The sequence below is a fragment of the Pseudomonas xionganensis genome (genome assembly GCF_009763245.1).
Lineage (GTDB): Bacteria > Pseudomonadota > Gammaproteobacteria > Pseudomonadales > Pseudomonadaceae > Aquipseudomonas > Aquipseudomonas xionganensis.
Genome location: NZ_WKJZ01000001.1, coordinates 1,845,396 through 1,870,677 on the forward strand (window position 1 = coordinate 1,845,396; position 25,282 = coordinate 1,870,677).

A 25,282-nucleotide genomic window follows, 5' to 3' on the forward strand; every position below is an offset into this window, starting at 1 on the left:
TAATTCGGGCCCCGATTTTTCGCTTCGTATGAACTTTTTCCGGGGTAGGCGCTTCCGGTTCCGGCTGGGGTAATCATGGCAACGCAAGTCGAAGTGGCGCAGCACATTGATCTGAGTGATCGTCAGGTGCGCACTCTGGTTGCAGATGGCGTCCTGCCTGCCTCAAAGGGTGCGGGTGGCCTTGATCTTGACGCCTGCCGATTGGCGTATATCCGCTATTTGCGCGGATTGAGCAGCGGCCAGGTGCGGCCGGAAGTACCCATCGAGTTTGGCGCGGTTGATCCGCAGCTTGAGGCGCGGCTGACTCAGGAGCGCTTGAGGCTCACGGCAGCCCAGGCCGAAGGGCAGGAACTCAAGAACGAGGTGACCAAGCGCCAGTCGGTGCCGGTCACGTTTGCCACCTTCGTTCTGTCGCGCCTTGCCGCTGAAATCGGGTCGATCCTCGACACCCTGCCGCTCACATTGAAACGCCGGCACCCTGACCTTGAGGTCAGGCACATTGAATCAGTACAGCGCGAGCTGGCAAAAGCTCGCAACAGGTCGGCGACCCTGGATGATCGCCTGCCTGGATTATTGAATGAGTATCTCGACGCCACAGATTGAAGAACTGGCGGCAGCGGTTCGTCATGGCCTGGTGCCGCTTATGCGGCCAGTGCCTCAGACACCTGTCGAGTGGGCTGATGAAAACTTCTATCTGTCCAGTGAGTCGAGCTACCAGGAAGGTCGGTGGGAAACGCTGCCGTTTCAGGTGGCCATGCTCAACGCCATGGGCAATGACGAGATCCGCACTGTCAACGTGATCAAGTCTGCCCGAGTGGGTTACTCCAAGATGCTGATTGCGGCATCGGCCTACCAGATCGAGCACAAGCGCCGAAACATCCTGATCCTGCTGCCAACCGATGGCGCGGCCCAAGGCTTTATGAAGTCCCAGGTCGAAACCATGATCAGGGACGTGCCCAGCGTTTATGAGCTGGCCCCCTGGTATGGCAAGAAGCACCGCGACAACACGCTCGACACCAAGCGCTTCAGTCACTCAAAGCAGCTCTGGTGCCTCGGCGGTGCGGCGGCGAAGAACTACCGTGAGAAGTCGGTCGACACCATCATCTATGACGAACTGGCTGCATTTGAGCCGGACGTAGAGAAAGAGGGCTCGCCGACCTTTCTGGGTGACAAGCGGATCGAAGGTTCAACCTTCCCCAAGTCGATCAGGGGGAGTACGCCCAAGATCAAAGGCACCTGCCAGATCGAGGCCGCCGCCAGCGAATCGCCGCACCTGCTGCGCCTGCATGTGCCGTGCCCTCACTGCGGTGCAGAGCAGCATCTGGTGTGGGGTGGCAAGGATTGCGCCTACGGCATCAAGTGGGAACCCAGCGCGCCACAGAATGCCTGGTACGAGTGCGCGGCCAACCACTGCAAAGTGCAGCAGCACGAAATGCAGGAGCGGCACGCCAAAGGCCGCTGGATATGTGAGCGCACCGGCATCTGGACGCAGGATGGCATTGATTTCTTCGACGAAGAACGCCAGCCGATCCCAACCCCGGAGTCGCTGACCTTCCATGTGTGGACGGCCTACAGCCCATTCACCACCTGGGGCCGTATTGTCCTCGACTTCTACAAGGCCAAGGACGACTACAGCAAGCTCAAGACCTTTACCAACACCACGCTTGGTGAGACCTGGGAAGAAGACCAGGGCGAGAAACTCGACTGGGAAGCGCTTTATGGGCGCCGCGAGGTCTGGACGGGCGAAGTGCCACTGCTTGGCGCCGTGCTGACCGGTGGCATCGATACCCAGGACGACCGATATGAAGGCCGCGTGTGGGCCTGGGGCCCGGGTGAGGAAGCCTGGCTGATCCATCGCTTTGTGCTCATGGGTGACCCCGCCAGCGAAGAACTGCGCCGCAAGGTTGGCGTTGAGCTGCAACGGCAGTTCACCCGCGCCGATGGCCTGGTGATGAAGGTCGACCGCTGGGCCTGGGACTCGGGCGGGCACTACACCGACGAGGTTTATGGCGAGAGCATCCGGCATGGTGTGATGTGGGTCGTGCCCACAAAGGGCGCCAGCGTTTACGGCAAGCCCATCGCCAACATGCCGCGCGCCCGCAACAAGTCAAAGGTCTACCTGACCGAGATTGGCACCGACAACGCCAAAGAGCTGATCTACAGCCGGCTCAAGCTGCAACTGGATACCGCCCGCTCGCAGATTGCAGAGCCCCAGCCCGGTGTGATCCACCTGCCTGCCAATGATGAGATTTGCGACGAAAGCGAAGTCCGACAGATGACCGCCGAATCAAAGGTGGCCAAGTTCGTGAACGGGCGCCGGGTGAACCGATGGGATGCCCGAGGGCGTCGCAACGAAGCTCTGGACTGCCTTGTAGGTGCCCTGGCCGCACTGCGGATAAGCCAGCAGCGCTTTGGCCTAGACCTTGATCTGCTCGCAGTTGAGCCGAGCACGGGCGGCGATAGCGCAACCGGCACACAAGAACGCCCAAGGGCCAAATCAAAATACTGGAAGCGATAGCAATGGCCTACACCCACGAACAGTACCAGGCCCTGAAAGAGGCCATCGCGGGCGGTGAATTGGCCGTGCGCTATGCAGACCGCAGTGTGACCTACCGCAGTGTCGCAGAAATGCTGCAGATCCTGCGGCTGATGGAAAGCGAACTCGGCATCAACGCAGACGCCAACCGTGGCCGGCGCCTCACCTCCTTCTCCAAAGGCTACTGACATGCGAGTGATTGACACCCTGTTTCCCGGCTTTGCCGCGAAACGCGCCCAGGCTCGCGTCGAGAAAATCAAGGCCGACCTGATGCACGCGGCGCTGTCGCGCAGATTCGAAGGTGCCGCCGGCGGCCGCCGCAACGATGGGTGGCGCGCAGCAGGCGCTGACGCCAACGCCGAGAACGCCCCCGCGCTCTCTGTACTGCGCAACCGGGCCCGCGACTTGCGACGTAATAACCCCTACGCCGAGCGCGCCATCGCCGGCATTGCCGACAACGTAGTGGGCGCAGGCATCGTGCCGCGCCCCATGGCATCGAAAGATCGCAGCAACAAGCGCCTTGGCAGTCTGTGGGCTGACTGGGCCGAGACCCTGCTGTGCGATACCGATGGCCTGGAGAACTTCTACGGCCTGCAGCACAAGATCATGGAGTGCGTAGCTGAAAGCGGTGAGTGCCTGGTTCGCCGCCGCCGACGCTACAGCTCGGACGGCCTGCCCGTGCCGCTGCAACTCCAGGTGCTGGAGCCTGACTTTCTGGACGACGCCAAGACCGGCGCCACTGGGCAAAACCAGATCATCCAGGGCGTGGAGTTCGACGCCCTTGGCAAGCGCGTAGCCTACTGGCTGTTCGATGAGCACCCAGGCTCAAGCAGTTCGATGCGCAGTATCGACTCGCGCCGCATCCCGGCAGATGACGTGATCCACATCTTCCTGCCCAAGCGGGCTGGCCAGGCTCGCGGCTACACCTGGTTCGCGCCCGTCATGCAGCGCCTGAAGAACTTCGACGAGATGGAAGATGCCGTGATGGAGCAGGCCAAGATTGCTGCCTGCTTTGCTGCATTCATCACACAGGATGGCAGCGGCGGCACCGCCAACAAGCGGCCACCGCTCATTGAGCGCATTGAGCCCGGCATCATCCAAGAACTGGCCATGGGGGAGAGCGTCAGCTTTGCCGCACCGCCAACCTTCAATGGCTACCAGCCCTACAGCTGGCAGTCCCTTCACGCCATCGCGGTCGGCCTCGGCCTGCCCTACGAGCTGCTGGTGGGCGACCTCAAGGGCGTCAACTTCTCCAGTGGCCGCATGGGCTGGCTGCACTTCGCCCGCCGCGTGGATGTATGGCAGTGGCGCATGCTCATCCCTCAGCTCTGTGAGCGCGTATGGCAGTGGTTTATGGAAGCCCAGGCCCTGCTGCCGGGTGGCGAGCTTGGCGATGTGAAAGCCGAGTGGGTGCCGCCGCGCCGTGAAATGGTCGATCCCAAAGCTGAAACCGACAACGTTAAAGAGCGCCTGCGTCAGGGGCTGCTGACCTGGCCCAACGCCCTGCGCGAGCTGGGCATCACCAACCCGCAAGAGCATGCCGAGGAAATCGCCAAGGCCAACGCCATGTTTGACCAGCTCGGCCTGGTGCTGGATTGCGATCCCCGCAAAACCACAGGTGCCGGCCTAAGCCGTGACCCCACCAGCGGCCAGGGCACTGCCGCCCCATCAGAGAGCCAGGAAGATGACGACACTGAATCAAACCCATGACACGCCGCTGCAATGCATGCGCGCCGCCGTGCGCCCGGGCACCGTCAACATTGAAGACCGAACCGTAGAAATCACCTGGACCACCGGTGCGCGAGGTAAGCGCTACTCCTGGTCGATTGGTGAGTACCAGGAAGAACTGGACGTAGATGAAACCGCCATCCGGCTTGAGCGCCTAAACAATGGCGCACCCTTCCTGAACACCCACAGCCAGTGGGATCTGGAAGACGTGATCGGCGTGGTTGAGCGCGCCTGGATCGAGGGCGGCGAAGGCCGCGCCCTCATCCGCTTTAGCCAGCGCCCAGAGGTTGAGCCCATCTTCAAGGACGTGAAGGACGGCATCCTGCGCAACATCAGCGTGGGCTACATCGTTCACCGCTATGTTCTGGTCGAAGACGGCGAGGACACCACCCCGATCTACCGGGCAACCGACTGGGAGCCCACCGAACTGTCACTGGTGCCCATCGGTTTTGACGATGGGGCCAAGGTGCGCAGTGCAACAGCTCCCGCTGACTACCAAGGCCAGCGATTCCAAACCATTTTCGAAACTCGCCAGGCGCCTGAGCCTGATGAGCAACCGGCCGCCGTGGCCATCACCCAAGAGGAAACACCCATGACCGAAGAAGAAAAGCGCGCGGCCGAGGATAATATCCGCCGTGAGGCCCAGGATGCAGAGCGCAAGCGCTGCCTGAACATTCGCCAAATGGCCAAGAAGGTCGGCATTGATGAGGCCTTCGCCGAAGACCTGATCGAGCGCGGCGTATCCACTCAGGACGCCAGCACTGCCATGATCGACAAGCTGGCCGAAGCCCACGCTGCCGCCCAGCCCACCACCCGCAGCGCCCAGCCCACCAACGTGACCAGTGCCGTTGATCAGGCGGTAGTCACTGCCAAGCGCAACGGTATGCTCAATGCACTCCTGCACCGCTGTGACCCCAGCGTCAAACTGGAAGAAAGCGGCCGCGAGTTCCGTGGCATGCGCCTGATCGACATGGCCCGCGAAAGCGTAGAGCTGGCCGGTGGCGCTGTGCGCGGCATGACCCCGCAAGAGGTCGCCCGCGCTGCCCTGGGTTGTGACCGCCAGGCCTTCCGCGCTGCCGGTATGCACACCACCAGCGACTTCCCCCTGCTGCTGGGCAGCACCGTCAACCGCACCCTGCGCGCAGGCTATGAGCTGGCCCCGCAAACCTGGCGCCCGCTGGGCCGTCAGACCACCGTGCCTGACTTCCGTGAAGTGACCCGTGTCGCCCTTGGCGATATCTCCGCACTGGAGAAGGTCAACGAACACGGCGAGTACAAGTACGGCACCATGGGTGAGGAAGGCGCCCCGATCAAGGTCGCCAAGTTCGGCAAGATCATCGCCATCACATGGGAAAGCATCGTCAACGACGATCTGGCCGCGCTCACCCGCGTGCCGCAAGCCCTGGGCGCTGCTGCTGCGCAGACCGAATCCGATCTGGTATGGGATCTGCTGCTCACCAACCCCAACTTTGTGGACGGCAAAGCGGTGTTCCATGCCGACCACGGCAACCTGGCCGCCGCTGCCGGCGCCATCAATACCACCACCCTGGGCGCCGCCCGCGCCGCGATGCGCAAGCAGAAGTCCAAGGCGGGGCATTACCTCAACCTCGGCCCGCAGTTCCTGGTGGTTGGCCCGGACAAAGAGCTGGAGGCCTTCCAGTTCACCAGCTCCAACTACGTGCCGGCCAAGAACGCCGACATCAACGACAGCCGCAACACATCGCTGGGGGTGATCGTTGATGCGCGCATCACTGGCAACCAGTGGTACCTCTATGCAGCGCCGGGCATGGTCGACACCTTCGAATATGCCTACCTGGAGGGGGAGCAGGGCGTATTCACCGAGACCCGCGAGGGCTTCGAAGTGGATGGCATGGAGATCAAGGCCCGCCTGGTGTTCGGTGCCGCCTGGATCGACTACCGCGGCGCCTACAAGAACGCCGGCGCCTAACGCCACCAAAATCGACTAAGGGCGCCTGACGGCGCCCTTGTCGTTTCTGCATTGCCAATTCGAGGAAGCACCCATGAAAAACTTCGTACAACAGGGCGACATGATCACCCTCATTGCCGCCGCCGCAGTCGGCTCTGGTGAACTGGTTCGCGCCGGTAGCCTGATCGGCGTAGCCGCAACCGATGCCGCCACCGGCGAGGCCTTTGAGGTCAAAACCTCCGGCGTGTTTGACCTGCCAAAAACCAGCGCGCAAGCCTGGGAGGTAGGGCAGCCGGTGTACATGATCAGCGCCAGCGGCCTGCTCACCAACGTACCCGGCACCGGTAACTACCTCGCCGGTGTTGCGGTGGCCGCCGCGGCCAACCCATCTGCCACCGGGCGCGTGCGCCTCAATGGCTCCTTGGGCCACCCGGTAACCGCCTAAGCCATGGCCTGGGCAGACATGCGCGACCGCATGCACAGCCGCGTGGTCGCGCACCTGAAAGACGGCGCCGCCCAGTACACCGCCCCCGCTGGTGGGGCGGTGGTGTCTGGGGTTGAGGTCATTATTGACCACAACCTCATGCAGAACGGGCCGGAGGGTGTCTTCCGCAGCGATGCGGTTGGCATCACCTGGCGCAAGGCCCAGCTTGCGGCCGCGCAGCGGGGCGGGGTGTTTGCCTTTGGCGATGAAGCCTATGTGGTCGAAGAAACCATCACGGATGACGGCCACATGATCACCGCCGCCTGCATGGTGCAGCCATGACCTTAATCACCGAAGTTCGCCAGGCCGTTGTTGCCCGCCTGCAGAGTATCCAGGTGGCCGGCGGCTACCTGACCGATGCGGGCGGCAACGTGCTGTCGGGCTGGTTCAACGAGGTCATCAAGGACCAGCCCATTGGTACTGGTCTCATTGTGTTGCAGCGGGCCAAGGCGCCAGCGCCGCCAGTTGATGGTGGTGAGGCTATCAAGGCGTTCCTGGGCTTCTCCGTGGTAGGGGCCGTAGAGGCTGGCCTGGAAAACTACGAGGCCGGTCTTGAGGCGCTGGAAACCGACCTGCTGACCTGCCTCCTCACGGAAGAGGGCGTCCATGTTCCTTGGCTGCCCAAGGGCTGCACCGGGTTAAAGATCGGCGCGCCAGAAGTGTTCCCGCCTGGTGACGGGCAAACCGCCTCCACCGTACTGATCCCCATCCAACTGACCGCCGTTATTTCCCGGCAAGGCTGATCCCGCATGAGCAAAGCACCTACCCCGAGCAAGGGCGGGACGATCTCTGTCGTCCTGCAAAAACCTCACAAGCATGCCGGCGCCGATTGTCAGCCCGGCCAAACCATCACCGTCACCGCCGAGCAAAAGGCCTGGCTGCAAGCCCAGGGCGTAATCGGCAAACAAGAGGAACAGAGCAATGGCTGATTTACGCGGCGCGTACCTCGGTACCGGCAAGATCTACCTGGAGGATCTGGACAACCCCAAGGGCCTGATCCATATCGGCAACTGCAACAGCTTCAGCTATGAGGCGCAAACCCAAGAGATCGAGGAGCAGGACTACACCACCCCCGGTGGCGGCCTCGATGCATCGGTGCTGCGCATTCAGGCGCTCAACATCACCTACAACGCTCGGCACTTCAAAGCCGACAACATCGCCCGCGCGGTGTACGGAATCAGCACCGAGCAAGCCGCTGGCACCGTCACCGGTGAAGAACACACCGTGTACCCCGGCGCCCTGGTTGACCTGCGCTACCCGGGTGCCTCGTCCGTAGTCATCACCCCTGCAGGTGGCGGTGCTGCCCTGGTGCTGGATACTGACTACATCATCAACGCCGCTGGCTACCCGGAGATTCTGGAAGGTGGCGCGGTCACTGGGGCCGGCCTGGCCGTAGAGGTCAACTACAGCTATTCCGCCCACGCCTCGGTGCAGGCCCTGGTGGCCAGCGGTAAGCGCTTCCGCCTAAAGTTCCTGGGCCTTAACGAAGTGCGCTCCGGCAAGCCGATGGTGATCGAGGTCTTCCGCGTGAACCACTCCCCGGCGTCCATGAGCCTGATCGGTGACGAGTTCCAGGGCATGGAATTCACCGCCAAGGCCGAGAAGGACCAGACCAAGCAGGGCACTGGCCTCTCGCAGTACATGACCATTAAGGACGTGGCTTAAGCAAGCGGGCCATGGATGGCTCTACCCATTGATTACGGCGAGCCTGGTATCGGCTGGGTTTCCGTGTTGGTGCTGATCGGCTAGAGTCTCTTCATCATCTATTGGGAGGGACTCCACATGCTGCGATATCTGATCGTTCTCTTTGCAGCGCTGTCTGCGCTCCAGGTTAACGCTGCCTCCGTAATGAAGTGTGTTGATGCGGCAGGCAAAGTGACATTTGTGCAAAATGCAAATTGCCCCGGGGATTCCGGGCTGGCAGGCGTTGTAAGCGCCAAGAACGCCGCCCCATCCGGCTCATCTGAGCCTGTACAGCTGGCCGACCCGAACAAGCCTAAGCCTGTAAAGTCAAAGGGGCAGTCTTTTGTTGTGGTTGGAGAGCAGCCAAAAGCGGCGCCTGTCGCGCCGCCTGCTCAACCACAAGGGGCGGCGCCAGGTGTGGCTCGGCCGGCAAACCAGCCATGCATTAAAGTTGTCGAGAAAAGGGTGTCTAGGTCTTACGTAAACTCTGCCGGCCAGCGCGTTGGCAGCTCAGAAATTATCAAAGTGCCTGTCGCGTGCTAATAACACCGTTCAACCAAACCCGCTTCGGCGGGTTTTTTATTGCCCGGAGAACGTATGAGTGAGATGGGAGCGGTAGTGGTTCGCCGTATAGGCGAGCTTGATGTGGTGTGTCGTGAGCTGACGGTTGGCCAGTTGCGTGGCCTGATCGGCAGCGCGGGTGATGGCGAGGTTGTTGGTGATTTTTTGTTTGAACAGGTGCGATTGGCTGACCTGCCGCGCATGACCAATCTCACTGCAGAGCAGATCGCCGAGCTGCGCCCGAGCCAGCTGCAGTCGGTTGTGGAGGCCTGCCAGGAGGCAAACCCGGATTTTTTCAAGATGCTGGCGCGCCTGGATGCAGCCGGGAGAGCGTCTTAGCGGGGCTTGATCAAAACGTTTGCGCTCTGGTCAGGCTTGGTCACCACCAGGTTTTGCAGTACCCATGGTCTTTATTCAAGCAATCCCTCAAGGGCTAAGTTATGAGCGACGTTGAGCTGCGCCTTACGGCCGACCTTACCCAGGCTAGCAAAGAGGTCACGGGGTTCCGAAAGGAATACCAGGAGCTGGTGAAGGCGGTTGAGAAGCCCTTGCGCCAAGTTAAGGGTACGCGCGAGCTTGAGGCTGGCCTTGAGGAAACTGGCCAGCAGGTGCGCAAAGCGCGCCAGAGGCTGCTTGAGCTTCAGCGTGAACTGATCAATACCGACAGCCCAACTGCCCGTTTGAAAGAAAGCTTCAAGGAAGCAACCAAGGAGCTGCAAAGGCTTGAGCGGGCCGAGGCGTTACAGGCAAACCAGCTGAAGCGCTTGCGCTCCGAATTGGCGGGCGCCGGTGTTGACACTACTCGGCTTGCTGCTGAGCAGCGTCGGCTCGCCTCTGAAATGAGCAAGGCCCTGCAGGCGGGGCGCCAGGATGCCGCCGCCCGCAGTATTCGTGAGCGGGCCGCCGCTCTAAAGCAGCAAGCTATAGCCCAACGCCAAGCAAACGCTGAGGCCGCCCGCGACAATTTGGGCGTCAATCGTTTTCGGGCGCTGCAAGCTGAGATCAAGCTGGCAACCCAGCAATACGATCAGCTCCGGCGCAGCGGAAAGCTGACCGCCCAGGAACTGGCGGTGGCTCAGCGGCAGTTAACTGAGCGGATTCGTGAGAGTAAGACCGAGCTGCAGTCTCTTTCTGGCGCTTCGTCTGATGGCGGTATTGGCGCGCTGGTAGGTGGCCGTATTGGCGCCGGCGCTGGTGCGGCAGCCGGAGTGGCCGGTGCGGCGGCTATAGCTGTGCAGTACGCCTCAGCAGTTGACCCCATCAAGAAGATGGAGGCGCAGTTGAAGCTGGCTACCGAAAGCCAGGAAGAGTTCGCCCGAGCACAAGCCGCAACCTTCAAAATTGCTCAAGAAAACCAGGCGCCACTTGAGGATGTTGTCACCCTTTATTCGCGCCTTACACCTGCCCTGCGCGATGTTGGCAGAGGCCAAGGTGATGCAGTCAAAATCATTGATGCGGTTACCAAGTCGCTCCGGATTAGCGGCGCCACAGCCCAGGAAACAGCATCCACTATCCAGCAGTTCAGTCAGGCGCTTGGTTCTGGCGTGCTGCGCGGGGAAGAATTCAACACCCTTGCAGAAAGCTCGCCTCGGCTTCTGAGGGCGCTGGCCGATGGCCTGGGTGTCAATGTTGGCGCGCTGCGCGCCATGGCGGCAGAGGGTCAGTTGACTGCGGACGTTATCAGCGACGCGCTGATCGGGCAGCTATCAAAGCTGACAGAAGAGGCTGCCACCCTGCCTGATACCTTTGGTGGTGCCGTCATTAAGCTCACCAACAGCCTGCAGGGCGCGCTCGGCAAGTTTGACGAGTTCACCGGTATATCGGGGCGCCTTATTGAAACAATCAATACGCTCACTTTTGTGGTGGATGGATTGGCCTCCGGCTCAAAGGATAAGGCTGGCCCGGCCCTGGCTAGCCTCGGCCTGGAAATGGCGAAGCTGGTGCCGACCATGAATCTTGTCCTCAGCACCAGTGAGCGCTTGATGGCGATGGCCGGCATTCAGACTTTCTCTGATCGTTTGAAAGCGGCTGCCGAGGAAGAGGTGAAGGTCTACGACTTTCGCGCGGAGCGCCTTGCTGCTCATCAGGCCAAGGTTAGAGGTATCCAGAAAAAGGCAGCGGACGATGGCAAAGCCATTCTTGATCAGCAGATTAAGGACACCAAGGAACGCCTTGATGCCCAGGTAGACGCTGAGCGTGACGCAGCCCGGGGCTTGGAGAAAGCCAAGCAAGCCCAACTTGATACCCAGAAGCGCTACCAGGAAGCGTTGGCCAGGCTTAATTCTGGCGCCACAGGTGCGGCTGATTATGGCCAGGCCCAAGCCCTAAAAGTGGCGGCCCGTAATGCTTTGCAAGAGGGCGACATAGAGGGCGCAAAACGTCAGGCGCAGGCGGCGCTGGCTGTGCTGGATGAGCTGGCGCGCGCCGGCGAGAACACCTACGGCTTTGCTGGCTTTATCAAGGAGCTGCAACAGATCGAGCAGTCCGCCGATCAGCGATCGGTGAAGGATGCCGAGGCGGCGCTGGGGCGCGCAAAAGAGGCGGCCGCCGAAACAAAGCAGGCGCTTGAAGAGCTGAAAAACGTCAAGGTCAGCGCAACCCTCAGTGCAGAGGATGAGCAGGCGCTGCTTGATCAGTTGCGCAAGCTTGCAGAGAAGGCTGGAATCATTCTCACCATTCCGGTTACGGCCGTAATGCCAAAGCGTGGCGAGCTGGATGCAGAGGGTTATGAGTTTGTGCCAAATCTTCCAAGCGCAGACGGCTTTGCCCGCGGTGGCTGGACGGGCCCAGGCAGCAAGTATCAGCCGGCGGGCATTGTCCATGCCGATGAGCACGTGCAGCCCAAAGAAGTGGTCAACGAGCCAGGGGCGCTCAGCTTTCTTGAGCGTATTCGGCGTTATGGCTTCCAGAACACCATGCGCTCCCTGCAGTCCCGCTTCCGGGGCTATGCCGAAGGCGGCCTGGTAACCGCCTCGCGGGCCTTGCCCAGCATCCCGCCGCTGGCCCCGGCGCTGCAGCAGCAGCTGGATAAGCCTGACTTGCCGTACATGGGTAAGTTTGCGTTCGACTTCGGCGGCGGCGATCAGGTTGATGTGTACACCACCAAGGACGGCGCGCTAAGCCTTCAGCGTCTGGCCGCCAAGCATGGCCGCACGCAGAAGTAATCAGCCCCACCCATAACCCAGCCCGCCCAGTGCGGGCTTTTTAACGCCCGGAGTTTGCCCCATGCAGCGACCCCCACTGGTGCTCGGCGGCATCGAGATTCCGCTCCATGCCGGCGCACTTGAGTTAGGTGACGAGGAGATCGGTGGCGAAGCGAGTATGCGCCTGAGTAATGGTGATCTGGTCACCATGTCACGCTGGAAGAAGGCCGCAGGAACGGTCAGTGCCCGAGGGTTTATGCCGCCCGGCCTGGACGGCCTGGATTTTAGTGCCCACCACGAATTCCACAGCACCCAGGTGAGTAGCGCGCAAAGCACGGGGCTGGTTTTCAACCTCACTAGCACCCCGCGTCCAGATAAGGCCCCCTGGGCCTTCGCCCTGGTTAACGGACAGTGGCACGCGACCCCCTGCAGCACGCTGGAGCGTGTCGCCACCGTAACCCCGGTACCTGGGGCCACTCTTTATCAGGTTTGGTGGATGCCTGTTTATCAGGTTAAAGCCACGCGCCCTCGTAAGAGCCAGTCAGGCCTTCACGGCTGGGAATTCAGTTGGGTGGAAACCTAAATGCTCATCAACGGCGGACCAATCAACAGCGCGCCGATCAATGGCGCGTCCGGCGCAGTAGCAGCCCCTGAGCCCGAGTATGTGGTGGCGGGCATCAGCTACCGCTGGCGCCTGCGGGTGACCGTTGGAGGTGTGGATCTGAGCGACCAGGTGCTGGGCGTGACCGATACCGACCGCGAAGGCGGGGCGGCTGGTGTGGGCGGGCTGGAGCTGTACCTGCCGCCCGGCCCTGTGGTGCCCAGCGATTGGGTAGGGCGCAGCGTCACCCTCGATTTTATCTGGACCACCGAAGGCGTCACGCATGAGGAGCGCCGCTACACCGGCCAGATCCTCGCGCCCAGCTGGGACGCCGCCAACCGCATTCTGGCCTGCGAGCTGAGCGACAACCTGCAGCAGCGCGTTGAGGCCCTGAGCGTGGCCGAGATCGACGCGCTCACCGGCGGCTTCTGGTCGGCCGATGTGTTTGAACCGGTAGAAGGCCGCTCGCGCTGGGATTACGCCCTGGAGCGCATGAGCACACGCACGGCCAGCCTCGACTGCTCGCCAACCGGTGAGTTGCGCGTGAGCAGCTGGTACGCCATGGCCACCCCGCACTATGTGTTCGGCCCCGGCACCACGCTGGACGGCAGCGTGAGCCTGCAGCTGCCCGACCTCAGCCGCCTCACCAACCATGTGGTCATCGAAGCGGACTACCGCTACAGCCGTCTACGGCAAAAGAACGAGAGCTGGAGCTGGGTGGGCGGTGGCTTCTGCGGCTGGTACTTCCCGGATAACAAAGAGTTGCCCACCATCGAGATGATCGAGGATGCGGTGAGCTCCACCGGCAGCCAGCTGCTCAAAGACCCGAGCTGGGATCTGCTGCCGCCCAGCGATATAGACCCATGCCTAACCGGCCAGCCCTGGGTAAACAACTTCACCGACCTGCTCCTGGGCGCCCAGTTCCGCACCGGGCGCCGCTGGGTGCAGAGCATCACCGAGCGCTACACCCTCACCGTTGAAGCGCCCGCCAGCATTGCCCAGGCCGGGCCTGTAGTGGCCAGGGTAGGGGGTGCTTTTGAGGTGGAGAGCGCCCAGGCCGAAACCTGGGGCAGCACGCCGTTTGACAGCGGCCTCAACGGCCACACCGACAGCCGCGACGAAACCCGCCGGCAGGCGTTCTTCGCCGTGCTGCTGCGCCAGGCCCTGGCCCAGCTGGTGGACGCCCACCGCGCCACCCGCATCAGCCTGAGCCTGCCCACGCCGATGGCGGCGGGCATTGACCTGACCCACACCCTGCAGCTGGATGACCAAGGCATTGCCGCCCAGGGCCGCGTCACCCGGGTGCGCGATGTGTACGACCACAGCGGCGGCACGGCCATCACCACCCTGGAGCTGGCCGTGATGCGCGGCGGTGGCGCCGTAAATGACGCCCTGGTACCGCCTGCCTCGGTAGACGAGCCCCAGCCGCCGGGCATATCGCCCACCAGCCTGCCCACTCAACTGGGCGGGCGCAGCGGTGTGCCGGAGTACGACGAAGACCTGCCCGGCTTTGCCGGCAACTACGGCAGCAGCGATATCGCCGACCCCATCCGCTACCCGCGCCGGTTCAAGCTCACCGTAGATGAGATCCCGGCCGAGCAGCGCGACGAACTGCCGGTGCCGATTGCAGCCACCTACAGCGTGGCCATCCCCAACGATCTGCTGGAGCTGTAACCATGCCCACCCTTGCAGAGCAACGCCGCGCCATCCGTGACGGCATCACTGCCAGCCGGCAGGCCACGGCCGGGGATGAGCGCAAAGCCATCGGCAAACGCCTGGAGGCCGAGCGCCGCGGCACCGCCGTGGTGGAAGACCTCAACCGCCTGGTGCAGCAACCGGCCCCGCGTCGCACCCTGCGGCCCGTTACGCCGCTCGGCGCCCTGCCGCCCACCAGCGGCCAGGGCAACTACAAAGCCCCGCCCGCCACCACGCCCGGCGGGGGCGGAATCGCCAGCCCGCTGACAGAGGTGACCCGCACCGAGGGCGGGCAGGTGGTGCCGGATCGGGACTACTGGCCCAGCATCAACCTGTACTCATCCGATGGGCTGATGACCTTCAAGCTGGCCGCCATCAAGCAAGCAAAATTCACCGATGCCGATGGCGCTGCAGTTGCAATCAACTATGCCGAGGTGCCTGAGTGATCGGTCGCACACCCCTGGATAAACTGCAGCTGTGGGGCGTCACCCTAAACGGGGTTTACCAACCCGGCGTGTTCAGTAGCGACCCGCAATACGACTTTGCCTACCTCACGGTTGGCGCCCATAAGCTGCCGCTGGATGATGACTACAGCGTGTCGGGCTCTATCCCACCGTTCCCGCTCCAGGCCGAGCAGCTGCTCCAGCACGCCGTTGAGTTTGAGAACGTGCGCAAGGGCAGCCTGCTGGCCACCTACACGCACCTGATTCAAGTGCCCGATGCGCCGCCGCTGCCCTTCACCCCCGAAGAGCTCGATGCCGAGCATCAGCAGGGCAAGGGCTGGCGCGATTACGCCGTGCTCAGCGGCTACCACCAAAGCTACGGCTGCGTGTGGCTGGACGGCTGGCCGCTGCCGGTGGCCCGTGGCGCCGTGTGGCATATCGGCCAGGTGTTCCACAACAGCATCATCACCGACCGCAACGCCCCCTTTACCGTAACGCTGCAGGTGCGGCCCTTCGCCGTATTCGAGCGCAACGGGCGGGCAGTGGACCCGGTGGAAATCACCGCCACCTGCGCCGATCTGCAGCAGCGGCACAGCACCGTGCCACAGTTTGATGGCGTGGGCCCATTGAGTGATGAATTGGTGGTCACCCTGCACAGCATCAAGCCCGATGGCCGCCAGGCGTTGCTGGCCCTCTACGCCAGCACTGCTGGCGCCTCGCTGGCGGACTGCCCCGTGGGCTGGCTGCTGCTGGACATTACCGGCGACGAGCCCGGCAGCATGGCGGCCACCCTCACCGTGCACAAAAGCCGCGAGGCGACCCTGGGCGACTATACCGAGGTGCCCCTTGGGCCGGAGCTGGCCGGTGACGCCCTGGTAGTGTTTGCCACCACCACCTTTACCCAAACCGAGGTGGCCCCAGGCCGGTTTGATGTGACGTGCACCTTCTCAGGCCCCGCCGCGCCACCCACGCCGCCCATAACCAGTGTGCACGAACGTGAGTACAGCTCAGAGAACATCGGCCGCCTTATTAACCTGGCGTTCAGGCCAGACGGCAGCATTGCAGAGCTTACCTGCGACGTAACCTGGCAGGGCTATGTGACACAGAGCTGGAGCGACCTAACCGCAAGCGGCAGCATAGAGGGTGAATACCGGGTAGATGATGGAGGCAACATCTTTGGTGGTGGCATCGTCGATATAGGCGCTAACGTGAGTGGTGAGAGCCTGGTAACCGGCGAAATGAAGTTCAAGGCCGGCGGTGTGGTGGTGGACCACATCGAATACAGGTCGCTCATCACCCGCAACTCCCGGATTACAACCGCGGATAGGTCAATACTCGGCGGCGGCTCAACCGACCCGAATGGCCCGCTGGGGCGCTACTTCAACCTACCGATATCGGTTAATGGTTCGGCCTTTAGCACCAACATCGTCACCGGTACAACGGAGTGGGAAACCACCCTCAAGGTAAACGGTGTAACGGTGGACTCAAACGTGCGCAGCGCCCCGGCCGTGCGCGGCCTTAACCCTCCACTGGGCACCACGCTCACTCGGCCACAGTCGGTTTCGTTTGCCGTGCGCGAGATTTACAACAAAAACAGCAGCGGCCTGGGCGTAAACGACCAGGCCTGGGCGGTTGATGCCCGCCCGCAAACCAACCACTCAGCCCATATCCGCTGGGGTAACTGCTCGGAAACGGGTGCAGTGCAGATCAACGACACCGCTATTGCCTCAATCAGCATCGCAGACCGCCACCCCAACCCGACCCCAGCGCCCTCTATCTACCAGCTCCGCGACTTTGCAGCGCACTACGACCCCAAGGCCGAAGACCTGGTGCCGAGCGACGTGCGGCCATCACTCCCCGATAACCCGGTAGCCATGCGGCTTTACTACCTCTAAGGGTTTTGCCATGACACAACAGTTCCTCAACAACTGGAGCGCCACCCTGGCGCTACCAGCGGCTGCGGCCGCCCCCGAGTTAACCATCGAGCCCGCCAAAGCCGCCCTGCTGGGCACACTCACCCCGGGCGACCACTACGCTGCCACCCTGGCCCGGGTAGTGGAGGGCGCCGAAACGGCCTGGGAAGTGGTGCACATCACCGCCATTACCGGCGGCGTGCTGACCGTAGAGCGCGGCCAAGAGGGCACCACCGCGCTCGACTGGGAAGCCGGGGAGGGCATCAGCTTGCGCGTGACCAAGGGTACGCTGGAGGATTTGCGCGGTGCGGTAGGGCCGCAAGGCCCAGAAGGTCCCACTGGCCCTGATGGCGCCAGCGCTTATGCCGTTGCAGTCGCTGGCGGCTTTGTGGGTGATGAGGCCGCCTGGCTCGCAAGCTTAGTGGGGCCTCAAGGCCCTCAAGGCCCGCAAGGCCCTGTAGGCCCAGACGGCGCAAGTGCTTATGCAGTGGCGGTGGCCGGCGGCTTTGTGGGTGATGAGGCTACCTGGCTCGCCAGCCTGGTCGGGCCGCAAGGCCCGCAAGGCGTGCAGGGTATCCAAGGCGACACCGGGGCCACAGGCCCTCAAGGCGACCCTGGTGCCGGCCTCAACATCCTCGGCACCTTGGCAAGCCAAGCCGAACTGCCTGCCACTGGTAACCCAGGCGAAGGGTATTTGATTGCAGGTGATCTCTGGGTTTGGTCTGGCACTGCTTGGGTTAATGCCGGCCAGATCCAGGGACCTGCAGGCCCTCAAGGCCCAGAGGGCCCCGCCGGCCAGCAGGGCGCACCGGGTGCAGACGGCGCTGACGGCGCAAGTGCTTATGCAGTGGCGGTGGCTGGCGGCTTTGTGGGTGATGAGGCCGCCTGGCTCGCCAGCCTGGTCGGCCCGCAAGGCCCCCAGGGTGTTCAGGGTATCCAAGGGGAAACAGGGCCAACCGGCCCGGAGGGCCCTCAGGGGCCACAAGGACCCGCAGCGCTGATCGAGGGTCTGCCCTCGCGCACCATCACCGCCAGCGGCGCAGTCACCCCAGCCGATGCCGGCCACTGGCTGATCTGCGACAGCGCCACCCCCATCACCCTCACCATCGGCGCAGAGGCCACCGAGAGCTGGGCGATTGCCGGCATCCTGCCGATGTTTCATGTCCGGCAGATTGGAGCGGGCGCGGTAACGATTACCGGTGATGGATTCAGCGTGACGACACACTCAAGCGACACCAACGTAACAGATGGCCCAGTGTCTTCGGTCACAGCTGTGCGCGATGGTAATGACGACTGGAGCCTGATCGGCCGACTGGTGGCAGCATGATGATCCCAGGTATTTTGGCCCAGCGGCGGCATGGGGGTGGGGCGCCAGCGGCTTTTCCAGTTATCCGCAACGCCCAGGCCGTAGCCTCAACCGGTGCAGATGAAACGCTCACGCTTAACTATTCTGCTAGCGCGGGCGACCTGGTTATTGTCGTTTTTGGGCAGCGCGCATCCGCCTCTTTCCCGCCATCCCTTGATGACACCGGATGGGATTTACTTATAGGTAATGGCAACGCAAATGCGCCCAGCTTTGTCTTTACGAAAGTGGTCGCCGGTGGCGGCACGCTGACAATTACCCCTGGGCTTCCGCCGCAGTATTGTGCAGCAGTAGTAATCGTCATAGAGGCCGGCACCCACCAGGGGGCGGTAGAAAATGCTACATCTACTGGTAGCGGTTCGCCTAACCCGACGCCTTTGACCCCATCCTGGGGTGCGGCCAAAACACTGTGGATCGCCACTTACATTCAGGCATATGGCTCAACGGTTAGTAGTTATCCGCTGCCAAACAACCAGCTCCATGCCAGAAGCGGAACAACCAGCTCAAACATCTCAACGGCCATGTGCGCTGATAGCCAAGAAGTGGAGACGCTGGACCCCGCTACTTTTTCTGTTTCAAACACGGCGGGGTATACCGGCCGCACCCTGGCTGTTAGACCTGCCGCCTAAGCCATGCGCCCGCCCTTCGCGGGCTTTTTCCTATCTGGAGCACCCCATGACCCTGACCGAAATACGGGCCCAGGCCATAGCGCCTGCGCTCGCGCTATTGCCTGGGCGCATGTCTGAGCATCGCCCGGCTGTTGAGGTGCTGCTGCTCACCACCCACCTGCAGGAGGCGCCCAACCGCGAGCAGTGCCAGCTGCCAGTGCGCCCCGGCAAGTGCGGCCCGGCCCGGGGCATCTTCCAGTTTGAGCGCGGCGGCGGTGTGGCCGGCGTGCTGCGCCACCCGGCCAGTCGGCCGCATGTGTTCACCGTATGCGCCAAGCTGGGCGTGGTGCCCACGCTCGATGGCATTTTCGACGCGTTGCCCAGCCAATGCGATGTGCTCGATGCCGCCCTGGCCCGCCTGCTGTACTGGACAGACCGCAACCCGCTGCCCGCCCTTGGCGACGTGGAAGGCGCCTGGCAGTACTACCTGCACAACTGGCGCCCAGGTGCCTGGGAGCGCGGCACCCCCGCCCAACGACAGGCCCTGCGCCGCAAGTGGGGCCTCAACTACGCCAAGGCCATGGATGAGGTGCGCGCATGATTCCCGCTCAATACCGCGCCGCGGCCCTGGCCCTGCTGGCTATCTCGGCTCTGGCGCTCGCCGGGTGGGCAGGGTGGCAGGCCAACGGATGGCGCCTGGGCAAACAGCTGGCCCAGGCCGAGGCAGCCCACCAGCACACCCTCGGCGAGATCGCCCGCGCCGCCGCCAGCCAGTTGCAAACCCAGCAAACCCAGCGCCTGGCCCTGGAGCAGCGCCTGGCCGAACTCGACACCACCCATCAACAGGAGATCACCCATGCCCAGGCCGCTGCTGACCAGTTGTCTGCTGACCTTGCTGCTGCTCGCAGCCGGTTGTCAGTCCGCGTCAACCCTGCAACCTGTGCCAGTAGCCTGCCTGCCGCCCCCTCAGCCGCCGGCGTGGATGATGCAGCCGGAGCCCGAGCAGACCTACACCCAGCAACTGCAGCAGGTGTTATCCGAGTAACCGCCCGCGCCGATCAGTGCCGTGCGCGGTTGACGGCGTTGCAGGCGTGGGTGCGTGAAGTTGCAAACCCTCCCGATGGTCTATAGTTGCCCAGCAACTAACTGACCAAGGACGGTACCCCAATGGGACACCTCATCATATCGCGCCGCCCCGGCGAATCCTTCTTCCTGCGCCTTGCCGGTGACGGCAACCCCGAACGCTTATTGCAGAGCCTGACCGGTGACGGCATCGAGGTTCATGTTGTCGGCCTGCTTGGGCGGCAGGTTCGTATCTCATTCGATGCGCCGCGTGATTTGAACATCGTGCGGAGTGAGCTGATCGAGCAGCCTTAAAAGCTGACCAATGCGCCAGGATCGTGGGACAATTCTGGGACAGTGAGTGCCCCCAATGATGCTGAATGCTGCTATGGGGTGCTATAGTCAAAGCATTGATTTTATTGGATTTTAATGTTTTGCCAGTTGTCGGAAAAGAGCGGCAAGCGGATTCGAAATCCGTTGTATCCGCGAGGGTACCTAGGGTTCAAATCCCTATCTTCCCGCCATATTAAAAAGCCCCGTAATTCAATGGGTTACGGGGCTTATGCTGTCTGCGGCATGCAAGGTGTCGAAGAAGTGTCGAAAGTCCGTTCTAGGTGTGGACAGACGATGGCAAAGTGCTAATGATTAGCGCAATTTAAAGCCAAGGATGAGTCGTATGAAGAACCTGAAACACCTGTTCTTAACCCTTCCTCTGATCGCTACCCTCGGTGGGTGCATGACTATCAGCGGAGTGGTGCGAGACAAGCCGACAGGTAATCCCATATCGTCAGCTTCAGTGACCATTAACAATGTCAGCGCTACTACGAATGCTATGGGGGCCTATAGCGTGACAGGCCCGTTCATTCCCCAGCATGTGATTTTTGTTAATGCACCTGGCTACAACATCTACACCAAGAGCGTAGGTCGAGATCAGATCCACGATATCGAGCTGACCCCCCGCCAGTAGTTGTCTGATGGGCGTGCCAGCTATTCAGGTTGGAACGCCTCAAGCGCACGCGTCCTGAAAGTATTTTCCAGTCATATAGAAAAACCCCAGAAGCCTTGGCTTCTGGGGTTTTTGTTTTTCAGGCCGGCAAGATCGGTAAGGGATTGCCTGCAGGTGGACTTGATGAGCTAAGGTCGGGCAAGTGCACAAATCGCCCATCTGTTCGATAATCGGCCTATCTCTGCCAGGGCCGCCTCCATGACCGATACCCCTCAGCGCTTTTCCTCTCTGCCGCCTGCGCCGGTGGCGTCACCTGCCGAGCGGATTGACGGTTTTGCCGGGGATCCCAATTTTATGAGCTCCCTGGCCCGGGGGCTGGCGGTGATTCAGGCGTTCAAGGAGCGCAAGCGGCACCTGACCATCGCCCAGGTCAGCCACCGCACCGGGATTCCCCGGGCGGCGGTGCGTCGCTGCCTCTATACCCTGATGCAGCTGGGCTATGCCCGCTGCGAGGGCACCACCTACAGCCTGCTGCCCAAGGTGCTGACCCTGGGCCATGCCTATCTGTCGTCGACGCCCATGGCAGTGACTGCCCAGCCGATTCTCGATTGCCTTAGCGAGCAGCTGCACGAGGCTTGCAACCTGGCCACCCTGGAAGGCAGCGAGGTGCTCTATATCTGCCGCTCGGCGGTGCCGCAGCGCCTGATTTCGGTGGATCTGAGCGTGGGCAGCCGGCTGCCGGCCTACTGCACTTCCATGGGCCGGGTGTTGCTGGCGGCGCTGGATGACGAGAGCCTGGCCGAGTACCTGCAGGGCGCCGAGTTGCAGGCCAAGACCAGCCGCACCCTGCACACGCCCGAGGCGCTCTGGGAGTGCCTGCAGCAGGTGCGGGCCCAGGGCTGGTGCCTGGTCGATCAGGAACTGGAGCCGGGCCTGCGCTCCCTGGCAGTACCGGTGCGCGATGCCTCGGGGCAGGTGTTGGCGGCGCTGAATGTCAGCAGCCATGCGGCGCGCAGCAGTTGTGCGGAACTGCAGAAGCGTTTTCTGCCGCAGCTGTTGGCGGCCAGTCAGGAATTGGGTCAGCAGATTGGTTGACAGGCTGTTGAAAAACTACCTGCGTTGCCATTGCTGCGTTAAAAACAGGCTCACAGCCGAAGGCTGAACGTGCTTTAGCACGGCCCCGAAGGGGTGAGCGAAGCGAACAAATGCTCATTTACAGCACGTAAACTCCACTTTTTCGCCTGTTTTTGCCTTGCACTGGCTGCCTCGCTTACGTTTTTCAACGGCCTTCTAAAGCGTTCGATTATCGGATGGTCGTAAGGGCAGGGCGACTGACATGGCGCATAATGCCCGGCAGCCGTCTCGACCCCGTCGCCTGCGGGTGACCACTGATCGTCTGCTGGCCCGGGTTGTCGTCAACTGGTGTATTAGTTGGCGATAGCCAAGTGCCGCACTGTGGTCGATTGTCGCGGCCTATAACGATAAGAGTGCCTGCGTGATGGTTTTTCGCCTGCTGAATGAAAAGAGCCGGATCTTCGCCCATGCAGATCCCTATGCCGTGTCCGACTACGTCAACCAGCATGTCGGCAGCCACTGCATTCGTTTGCCGCAAACCTATGGTGCTGAGGCCAGCCTCAGTCATCGTACCTTCGGCGACCTCGACCTGTGCCGGATCAGCTATGGCGGCAGTGTGCGGGTCACCTCGCCGGCGCTGGAAACCATCTATCACCTGCAGCTGTTGCTTAGCGGGCATTGCCTGTGGCGCGGCGGGCCGGAGCGTGAGCAGTATCTGACTCCCGGCGAGCTGCTGCTGATCAACCCGGACGATCCGGTCGACCTGACCTATTCCGACGATTGCGAGAAATTTATCCTCAAGCTGCCGGCGCGGCTGATCGAGCAGGTCTGCCGCGACAATCAGTGGAGCATGCCCCGGGAAGGGGTGCGCTTTGCCTCGCGTTATAACCTCGACGACATCGAGGGCTTCGGCAATCTGCTGGCGCTGATCTGCGAAGAGGCCGAGAGCGAGCAGGCGGTGCCGCAGATCGCCGAGCATTTCACCCGCATCATCGCCACCAAGCTGCTGGCCCAGGTGGCCAACAACGTCAAGCGCCTGCCCCAGGACGAGCATTCGGCGTCCTTCGAGCGCATCCTGCACTTTATCGACAGCAACCTGCAGCAGGACATCAGCCTGGAACAGCTGGCCGAGCTGGCCCGGGTCAGTCCACGCACGCTCTATGGCCTGTTCGAGAAGCATGTGGGCAGCACGCCCAAGCACTTTATCCGGCAGAAAAAGCTGGAGAAGGTGCATGCCTGCCTCAGCGACCCCAGTGTGCGGGTGCGCAATATCACCGAGGTGGCGCTGGACTACGGCTTCCTTCATCTGGGCCGCTTCTCCGAGTGCTATAAGAGCACCTTTGGCGAGCTGCCGTCCGATACCCTGCGTCGTCGCGAAGCCTGATATCCCGTCTTTTGACCGTGTAGGGTGGACAACGCGAAGCGTGTCCACCGATCGGGCCTGCGCCTAATTTCCCCGCTGGGCCACAGGTGGAAAACGCTGCGCGGTTTTCCACCCTACGGACTTTGCTCAAGTCTACGACTGACGGGGTTTCTACAACCTTGGTCGCACCCTGCAGAAAACGGATAAAGGTCGTGCAGTAACTGGATATTGTCGGACAGTCCTACGCCATAGTCTTGGAACCGTTGAAACAATAACAACGGAGCCATGGCGATGAACCTGGGACTCGATTACCTGAACGGCCTGCTGCAAGAAGATAAAGACAAGGGCATTTTCCGCTGCAAGCGCGAGATGTTCACCGACCCCCGTTTGTTCGACCTGGAGATGCAGCACATCTTCGAGGGCAACTGGCTGTATCTGGCCCACGAGAGCCAGATCCCGCAGAACAACGACTACTACACCACCCACATGGGGCGTCAGCCGATCTTTATCGCGCGCAACAAGGACGGTGAGCTCAACGCCTTTATCAACGCCTGCAGCCATCGCGGCGCCATGCTCTGCCGTTTCAAGAGTGGCAACAAGGCCACCTACACCTGCCCCTTCCATGGCTGGACCTTCAACAACAACGGCAAGCTGCTCAAGGTCAAGGATCCCAAGGAAGCCGGCTACCCGGACAGCTTCGACTGCGACGGCTCCCACGACCTGAAGAAGGTCGCCCGCTTCGAGTCCTACCGCGGCTTTCTGTTCGGTAGCCTGCGCGAGGACGTGGCGCCGCTTGAGGACTTCCTCGGCGAGTCGAAGAAGATCATCGACATGATCTGCGACCAGTCCAGCGAAGGCCTGGAAGTGCTGCGCGGCTCCAGCACCTATGTGTTCGAGGGTAACTGGAAACTGCAGGCCGAGAACGGCGCCGACGGCTACCACGTCACTGCCGTGCACTGGAACTACGCCGCCACCCAGCAGCAGCGCAAGCTCAAGGAAGCCGGCGACGATATCCGCGCCATGAGCGCCGGCGGCTGGGGCAAGAAGGGCGGTGGTTTCTACTCCTTCGAGAACGGCCACCTGCTGCTCTGGACCCGCTGGGACAACCCGGAAGACCGCCCACTGTTCGCCGACCGCGAGCGCCTCGCCGCCGAGTTCGGCGAAGCCCGCGCCGACTGGATGATCGGCCACTCGCGCAACCTCTGCCTGTACCCCAACCTGTACCTGATGGACCAGTTCGGCTCGCAGCTGCGCATCGCCCGCCCGCTGTCGGTGGACAAGACCGAAGTGACCATCTACTGCATCGCGCCCAAGGGCGAGAGTAGCGATGCCCGTGCCCGGCGCATCCGCCAGTACGAGGACTTCTTCAACGTCTCCGGCATGGCCACCCCCGACGACCTGGAAGAGTTCCGTGCCTGCCAGCAAGGCTTCGCCGGCCGCGCCATGGAGTGGAACGACATGTCTCGCGGGGCCAAGCACTGGATCGACGGCGCCGACGAGTCGGCCAAGGAAATCGACCTGCACCCGCTGATGAGCGGTGCGCGTACTGAGGACGAGGGGCTGTTTGTGCTGCAGCACCACTACTGGCAGCAGCAGATGATCAAGGCGCTGAAAGAACAGCAGGAACAACTGATTCACGTGGAGGGTGCGTAAATGAGCCTTTCCTATGACGCCGTGCGCGATTTTCTCTACCGCGAAGCGCGCTACCTGGACGACAAGCAGTGGGATGAGTGGCTGGAGCTGTACGCCCCGGACGCCGAGTTCTGGATGCCGGCCTGGGACGATAACGACCAGCTGGTGGAAAACCCGCAGACCGAGATCTCGCTGATCTGGTACGGCAACCGCAGCGGCCTGGAAGACCGGGTGTTCCGCATCCGCACCGAGCGCTCCAGCGCCACCATTCCGGACACCCGCACCTCGCACAACATCAACAATATCGAGATTGTTGAGCAGGAAGAGGGTCTGTGCCGGGTGCGCTTTAACTGGCACACCCTGAGCTTTCGCTATAAGACCGTCGACCACTTCTACGGCACCAGCTTCTACAGCCTCGATACCCACGGCGAAAACCCGCTGATCAAGGCCAAGAAGGTGATCCTGAAGAACGATTACGTCAGGCAAGTCATCGACGTTTACCACATTTAAGTCCGCTGCA

General features: G+C 62.1%; 27 protein-coding genes. 26 read left to right on the plus strand and 1 reads right to left on the minus strand.

From position 1 onward, the window contains the following. The first annotated feature begins 75 nt into the window (after positions 1-75). The 19 genes from GJV18_RS18640 to GJV18_RS08745 all read left to right on the plus strand — a co-directional run bounded on the left by GJV18_RS18640 (position 76) and on the right by GJV18_RS08745 (position 19,286). Positions 76-603 carry a terminase small subunit gene (locus tag GJV18_RS18640; protein WP_160344479.1) on the plus strand — a complete coding sequence of 176 codons (528 nt, stop codon included), beginning with the start codon at positions 76-78 and terminating at the stop codon, positions 601-603. Next, complete coding sequence (locus GJV18_RS08660) at positions 578-2,518, plus strand: phage terminase large subunit family protein (RefSeq protein ID WP_160344481.1); 1,941 nt, start codon at positions 578-580, stop codon at positions 2,516-2,518. Before GJV18_RS18640 ends, GJV18_RS08660 begins: the two co-directional genes overlap by 26 nt. 2 nt (positions 2,519-2,520) lie before the next feature. Then, the gene (locus tag GJV18_RS08665) at positions 2,521-2,724 is read left to right on the plus strand and encodes a phage head-tail joining protein (protein WP_160344483.1); all 204 of its coding nucleotides are present in this window, start codon (positions 2,521-2,523) and stop codon (positions 2,722-2,724) included. Between the two features lies 1 nt (position 2,725). Further along, a complete protein-coding gene (locus GJV18_RS08670; RefSeq protein ID WP_160344485.1) occupies positions 2,726-4,246 on the plus strand; it encodes a phage portal protein in 1,521 nt (506 codons plus the stop codon). Next, entirely contained in the window at positions 4,221-6,212 is a 1,992-nt protein-coding gene (locus tag GJV18_RS08675) for a prohead protease/major capsid protein fusion protein (RefSeq protein WP_233280083.1), read from the plus strand. The genes GJV18_RS08670 and GJV18_RS08675 overlap by 26 nt, the downstream gene beginning before the upstream one ends. A gap of 73 nt (positions 6,213-6,285) precedes the next feature. Next, on the plus strand, positions 6,286-6,636 hold the full coding sequence (locus GJV18_RS08680) for a DUF2190 family protein (protein ID WP_160344487.1): 351 nt from the start codon (positions 6,286-6,288) through the stop codon (positions 6,634-6,636). 18 nt (positions 6,637-6,654) lie between these two features. After that, entirely contained in the window at positions 6,655-6,957 is a 303-nt protein-coding gene (locus GJV18_RS08685) for a head-tail joining protein (protein WP_160344489.1), read from the plus strand. Further along, positions 6,954-7,418: a hypothetical protein gene (locus GJV18_RS08690; RefSeq protein WP_160344491.1), complete on the plus strand. Its 465-nt coding sequence runs from the start codon at positions 6,954-6,956 to the stop codon at positions 7,416-7,418. Before GJV18_RS08685 ends, GJV18_RS08690 begins: the two co-directional genes overlap by 4 nt. 6 nt (positions 7,419-7,424) lie before the next feature. After that, a complete protein-coding gene (locus GJV18_RS08695) occupies positions 7,425-7,604 on the plus strand; it encodes a DUF7210 family protein (protein ID WP_160344492.1) in 180 nt (59 codons plus the stop codon). After that, positions 7,597-8,340, plus strand: a complete 744-nt coding sequence (locus GJV18_RS08700; protein ID WP_160344494.1) for a phage tail tube protein — start codon at positions 7,597-7,599, stop codon at positions 8,338-8,340. The genes GJV18_RS08695 and GJV18_RS08700 overlap by 8 nt, the downstream gene beginning before the upstream one ends. 615 nt (positions 8,341-8,955) lie before the next feature. Next, complete coding sequence (locus tag GJV18_RS08705) at positions 8,956-9,258, plus strand: hypothetical protein (RefSeq protein WP_160344496.1); 303 nt, start codon at positions 8,956-8,958, stop codon at positions 9,256-9,258. A gap of 101 nt (positions 9,259-9,359) precedes the next feature. Then, positions 9,360-12,083, plus strand: coding sequence for a tape measure protein (locus GJV18_RS08710; RefSeq protein ID WP_160344498.1), 2,724 nt, complete (start codon positions 9,360-9,362; stop codon positions 12,081-12,083). Positions 12,084-12,144: 61 nt separating this feature from the next. Next, a complete protein-coding gene (locus GJV18_RS08715) occupies positions 12,145-12,645 on the plus strand; it encodes a hypothetical protein (protein WP_160344500.1) in 501 nt (166 codons plus the stop codon). Then, a complete protein-coding gene (locus tag GJV18_RS08720) occupies positions 12,646-14,337 on the plus strand; it encodes a hypothetical protein (protein WP_160344502.1) in 1,692 nt (563 codons plus the stop codon). A gap of 2 nt (positions 14,338-14,339) precedes the next feature. After that, on the plus strand, positions 14,340-14,804 hold the full coding sequence (locus tag GJV18_RS08725; protein ID WP_160344504.1) for a hypothetical protein: 465 nt from the start codon (positions 14,340-14,342) through the stop codon (positions 14,802-14,804). Next, positions 14,801-16,696 carry a hypothetical protein gene (locus GJV18_RS08730; RefSeq protein ID WP_160344506.1) on the plus strand — a complete coding sequence of 632 codons (1,896 nt, stop codon included), beginning with the start codon at positions 14,801-14,803 and terminating at the stop codon, positions 16,694-16,696. Before GJV18_RS08725 ends, GJV18_RS08730 begins: the two co-directional genes overlap by 4 nt. Positions 16,697-16,706: 10 nt before the next feature. Further along, positions 16,707-18,041, plus strand: a complete 1,335-nt coding sequence (locus tag GJV18_RS08735) for a collagen-like domain-containing protein (RefSeq protein ID WP_160344508.1) — start codon at positions 16,707-16,709, stop codon at positions 18,039-18,041. Then, complete coding sequence (locus GJV18_RS08740; RefSeq protein WP_160344510.1) at positions 18,038-18,706, plus strand: hypothetical protein; 669 nt, start codon at positions 18,038-18,040, stop codon at positions 18,704-18,706. The genes GJV18_RS08735 and GJV18_RS08740 overlap by 4 nt, the downstream gene beginning before the upstream one ends. 46 nt (positions 18,707-18,752) lie before the next feature. Beyond that, a complete protein-coding gene (locus GJV18_RS08745; RefSeq protein ID WP_160344512.1) occupies positions 18,753-19,286 on the plus strand; it encodes a hypothetical protein in 534 nt (177 codons plus the stop codon). Here the strand turns inward: GJV18_RS08745 and GJV18_RS18645 are convergent. Continuing rightward, positions 19,253-19,543, minus strand: coding sequence for a hypothetical protein (locus GJV18_RS18645; RefSeq protein ID WP_233280084.1), 291 nt, complete (start codon positions 19,541-19,543; stop codon positions 19,253-19,255). The two genes, GJV18_RS08745 and GJV18_RS18645, sit on opposite strands and share 34 nt — an antisense overlap. On the opposite strand from GJV18_RS18645, the gene GJV18_RS18860 reads away from it, so the two are divergent. The 7 genes from GJV18_RS18860 (at position 19,460) to benB (ending at position 25,272) form a co-directional block, all read left to right on the plus strand. Continuing rightward, complete coding sequence (locus tag GJV18_RS18860; RefSeq protein ID WP_407692353.1) at positions 19,460-19,816, plus strand: lysis system i-spanin subunit Rz; 357 nt, start codon at positions 19,460-19,462, stop codon at positions 19,814-19,816. The two genes, GJV18_RS18645 and GJV18_RS18860, sit on opposite strands and share 84 nt — an antisense overlap. 36 nt (positions 19,817-19,852) lie before the next feature. Then, the gene (locus tag GJV18_RS08755) at positions 19,853-20,062 is read left to right on the plus strand and encodes a carbon storage regulator (protein WP_160344516.1); all 210 of its coding nucleotides are present in this window, start codon (positions 19,853-19,855) and stop codon (positions 20,060-20,062) included. A gap of 361 nt (positions 20,063-20,423) precedes the next feature. Then, positions 20,424-20,714 carry a carboxypeptidase-like regulatory domain-containing protein gene (locus GJV18_RS08760; RefSeq protein ID WP_160344518.1) on the plus strand — a complete coding sequence of 97 codons (291 nt, stop codon included), beginning with the start codon at positions 20,424-20,426 and terminating at the stop codon, positions 20,712-20,714. Positions 20,715-20,951: 237 nt separating this feature from the next. Then, on the plus strand, positions 20,952-21,788 hold the full coding sequence (locus tag GJV18_RS08765) for an IclR family transcriptional regulator domain-containing protein (RefSeq protein ID WP_160344519.1): 837 nt from the start codon (positions 20,952-20,954) through the stop codon (positions 21,786-21,788). A gap of 403 nt (positions 21,789-22,191) precedes the next feature. Then, positions 22,192-23,151 carry an AraC family transcriptional regulator gene (locus tag GJV18_RS08770; protein ID WP_160346057.1) on the plus strand — a complete coding sequence of 320 codons (960 nt, stop codon included), beginning with the start codon at positions 22,192-22,194 and terminating at the stop codon, positions 23,149-23,151. 270 nt (positions 23,152-23,421) lie between these two features. Then, positions 23,422-24,783, plus strand: coding sequence for a benzoate 1,2-dioxygenase large subunit (benA, locus tag GJV18_RS08775; RefSeq protein ID WP_160344521.1), 1,362 nt, complete (start codon positions 23,422-23,424; stop codon positions 24,781-24,783). Further along, positions 24,784-25,272, plus strand: a complete 489-nt coding sequence (gene benB, locus GJV18_RS08780) for a benzoate 1,2-dioxygenase small subunit (RefSeq protein ID WP_160344523.1) — start codon at positions 24,784-24,786, stop codon at positions 25,270-25,272. The last annotated feature ends 10 nt before the right edge of the window (positions 25,273-25,282 follow it).